This is a genomic window from Micrococcus sp. GbtcB5 (genome assembly GCF_019091605.1).
Classification (GTDB): domain Bacteria; phylum Actinomycetota; class Actinomycetes; order Actinomycetales; family Micrococcaceae; genus Micrococcus; species Micrococcus luteus.
Genome location: NZ_JAGXJK010000268.1, coordinates 1 through 256 on the forward strand (window position 1 = coordinate 1; position 256 = coordinate 256).

1 pseudogene is annotated in these 256 nt (G+C 78.9%); it reads left to right on the forward strand.

The features are described 5' to 3' along the window. Positions 1-35: 35 nt before the first annotated feature. Positions 36-256: pseudogene (locus KVS67_RS12310) on the forward strand (hypothetical protein); the annotation flags it as partial.

Consider the following 256-nt stretch of genomic DNA (forward strand, 5'->3'; position numbering starts at 1 on the left):
TCGGGCGAGGGCTGACCCTGGAACCCCAGCCGGACGTGCGACCGGTCGACCTCGTCTGCACGTGGGAACGGCTGGCCGTGGACCCCGGACGGGTGGGCGACATCGGCCTCACAGCCGCGGGGCCGCACGTCCCCGCCGTGCTCCGCACTCTGCGGCGGGACCCGGAGCAGCTGGCCGAGCGGCTCGCCGAGCTGCGCGGCTGCGCCGGCGCCCCGGGGGTCCGGGATGCCCTCCTACGGCGGCGGGCGGGGTCGGG